This window comes from Streptomyces katrae (assembly GCF_000966975.1).
Taxonomy (GTDB): Bacteria; Actinomycetota; Actinomycetes; order Streptomycetales; family Streptomycetaceae; genus Streptomyces; species Streptomyces katrae.
On record NZ_JZWV01001421.1, the window covers coordinates 1 to 3,075 of the forward strand.

At 74.3% G+C, this 3,075-nt stretch carries 2 protein-coding genes; both read left to right on the plus strand.

The window, feature by feature from the left end; all coding sequences use genetic code 11:
- The first annotated feature begins 435 nt into the window (after positions 1–435).
- Complete coding sequence (locus VR44_RS37910) at positions 436–2,142, plus strand: PucR family transcriptional regulator (RefSeq protein ID WP_045952224.1); 1,707 nt, start codon at positions 436–438, stop codon at positions 2,140–2,142.
- Between the two features lie 95 nt (positions 2,143–2,237).
- The gene (locus VR44_RS37915; RefSeq protein ID WP_052714017.1) at positions 2,238–2,849 is read left to right on the plus strand and encodes an HIT family protein; all 612 of its coding nucleotides are present in this window, start codon (positions 2,238–2,240) and stop codon (positions 2,847–2,849) included.
- Positions 2,850–3,075: the final 226 nt, after the last annotated feature.

Sequence of the window (3,075 nt, forward strand, 5' to 3'; positions counted from 1 at the left end):
CCTTGAGGGTGCCGTCCGGGCGGAGCGTGGACTCGCCGATGCCGCCCTTGGCGGTCCGGGAGCCCTGGGTGACGTCCGTGGGGATTCCGGTGGTGGTTCGAGCCATGATCAGACCGCCTCTTCCTGACGCGCTGGGTGTTCCTGTCGCTTCTGGTGCTTCTGGTGCTTCTGTTGCTTCTGGTGCTTCTGTTGCTTGGTGCCGCGACCCCCGTGCCGGGCCCCGTCCGTGCCTGCGCCTCGGCCCGTGTGGCCCGAAACCGCCGTACCGGCCGGATGCGCAGAAGTAGACAGCGCGTCCAGGCCACCGAGGCAGTCACGGAACACTCAGAACCTGCGCTCCGTCACCTGTGGAAGAGCGTGCTTTCCCCTGCCCCCGACCCGTTGAGCTGCGGCGATCCGGGTGGTACAGATGCCTGGCGGGAGAGGGTGGTGATCATGAGGCTGCGTGAACTTCTGGACGCCGACGAGCTGGGACTGGTGCTGCTCGTCGGCCGGGACGGCGACGATGACGGCGGCGGCAGTGACGGCGGCGGTGACGGTGACGGCGTACTCGATCGCGTCGTACGGGCCGTCCCGACCCTCGACCTGGCCGACCCGGGCCGGTTCCTCCACGGCGGGGAACTCGTCCTCAGCGAACTCGCCTGGTGGCGCGGGGACGGGGACGCCGAGCCGTTCGTGACCGCCCTCGCCCGGGCAGGCGTCACGGCCCTCGCCGCCGGGGAGGCCGCGCACGGATTCGTCCCGGACGACCTCGTCCGGGCATGCCGGCGCCACGGCCTGCCCCTCGTCGCCGTGAGACCGGAGACCCCGTTCACCGCGGTCACCGAGCACGTCCTGCGGCGGCTGCCCGGCCGGCACGTCGCCGACCTGGCCGCCCTGGTGGAACGCCACCGGCGGCTCCTCACCGACCGGACCTCCGCCCCGGACTCCGTCCTGGAACTCGTCCGGCAGACCCTGGGCGTGGCGGTGCGGGTCCTGTCCGTGACGGGACGCCAGATCGCCGGATGCCGGCCCGTACCGCACGCGAGGACGGCGGCGGCACTGGCGGCGCGGTACCTCGCCGCGCGCCGTTCGGGCGAGCCCTCTCCCCACCGGGTCACGGTCGGGAACCGGATCTACTCCCTGGTCGAGGTGGGCGGGCCCGGCGGGCCGGCGGCGCCGGGCGGTGCGGCGGAGTTCGGCGACTGGCTCCTCGTCGTGGAGGCCGACACCTCGCTCTGGCCAGCCCGTGAGACGGAACTCCTCGACCGGACCGTCGAACTGCTCGCCGACGCCCGGTCGGTCCACGAGCGGGCGAAGGCCGCCCTCCACGACCTGGCCCGGCGCCTGCTCGACCTCCTGCACAGCCGGGTTCCGGCCGAGGAGATCCCCGTCCGGCTGAGCGCCACCGCGCAGGCCCTGGTCAGCCGGGTGTCGCACTGGCCGCCCTGCCAGTTCGTGGTCGCCGAGGGAATCCGGCAGGGCGGTGGCCCGGTCCCGGCCGCGGCCCTGCGCGTCCTGCTGGAGGAGGCACTGCTCCGGCCGGACGGCCCCGTACGGGTGTCACCGCAGGACATCGCCGCCACGACCGACGGAGACCGGGCCGTCCTCCTCGTCCTGGTACCCGTGCCCGCGCCCGGCGCACCCCTCGGACCGGCCGTCGACTGCGCCGCCCTGCAGCGTGGCCTCGGCGCGGCGCTCGCCCGCTGGCTCGGCCCCGAGGACCGGATCGGCGTGGGGGTGAGCGCCCCGGTGGAAACCCCCGCGAGCGCACGCCGTGCGCTCGACGAGGCCCGCACCGGGCTGCGTGCCGCCCTGAACGCCGGGCAGCCGGTGGCCGTGCGCGGCCCGGACGACCTCACCGCGCACGTCCTGTCGCTGCTGCCCCTGGTTCCGGCCGAGACCCTGCACGGCTTCGCCGCCCGCCTCCTCGGTCCGCTGCGGGATCACGACAGCCGGCACCGCACCGAGTTGCTGCACACGCTCAGGACGTTCCTCGAATGCGACGCGTCCTGGACCCGGTGCGCCGCCGAACTCCGGCTCCACGTCAACTCCCTGCGCCGGCGCATGGCCCGCATCGAACAGCTCACGGGCCGCGACCTCGCCTCCCTCGAAACCCGCCTCGACTTCCTGGCGGCCCTGAGGATCGCGCGGACCGCCTGACGGCCGCGCCACGCGGGCGGGCACGGCCGGGCCGGCCGCCTCGGTGTGACCATGATCTCCGGCCGGGCCCTCCGGTGCCGTGCGAGGGTGTGATCATGACTGTCGAACCCAGCGCATTCGTCGAGCGGCTGCCGATCGGAGAGCGGATCCCGCTGCCCGAGGGCGGCGTCCCCTTCGCGGAGATCTTCCCCTACGAGGGCGACATACGGATCAAGGAACTGGACGCTCCCGTCCTGCCCGAGCCGCCGCGGGACGGCGAGGGCGGCCGCCCGTGCCACGGCTGCCAGGACGACGGGGCACCGGTCCTGTGGAGCGACGAGCACTGGAAGGTGCGCGGCTTCGCCGAACCGGAGGGCGTGCCCGCGCAGGTCATGCTCCTGCCCCGGGAGCACGGCGACCTCGCCGACCTGCCCCCCGCGCGCGCGGCCGAGCTCGGCGGGATGCTGCAGCGCGTCGAGCGGGCCGTCATGGCGCTGGGCGGGATCGGCCGGGTGCACGTCAACCGGTGGGGCGACGGCGGCTCGCACTTCCACGTGTGGTTCATCGCCCGCCCGGCCGGAATGCTGCAACTGCGGGGCACCTGCCTGCCGTTGTGGGGCGACGTGCTGCCGAAGGTGCCCCTGGAGGAGTGGGAGGAGACCAACCGGCGCATTGCCCTGGCCCTCGCCGGGGAAGGCGGTACGGCGCACGTCGGGCCGGCTTCCTGACCCTCCTCGACGGCGTTGTGGGCACCCGCGCCGCCTCCGGCCCGCGGTGCGGGCCGGAGGCCGGGGGGGGGCGGGGTTCCGCCGCGCCTGGTGTCAGGTGAGCTTCACGGCGTCGGGGTTCTCCTTCAGCCAGGCGCGCACCGCCTGCTGCTCCTTGCCCTTGCCGGTCTGCTGGATCTTCGCCTCCAGCCCCGTGAGCTGCGGCTCGGTGAGCTTGAACTCGCGC

Excerpts from the sequence above, each read along its gene's own strand:
- VR44_RS37915 (WP_052714017.1), top strand. The coding sequence starts at position 2,238 with ATGACTGTCGAACCCAGCGCATTCGTCGAGCGGCTGCCGATCGGAGAG.
- VR44_RS37910 (WP_045952224.1), top strand. The coding sequence starts at position 436 with ATGAGGCTGCGTGAACTTCTGGACGCCGACGAGCTGGGACTGGTGCTG.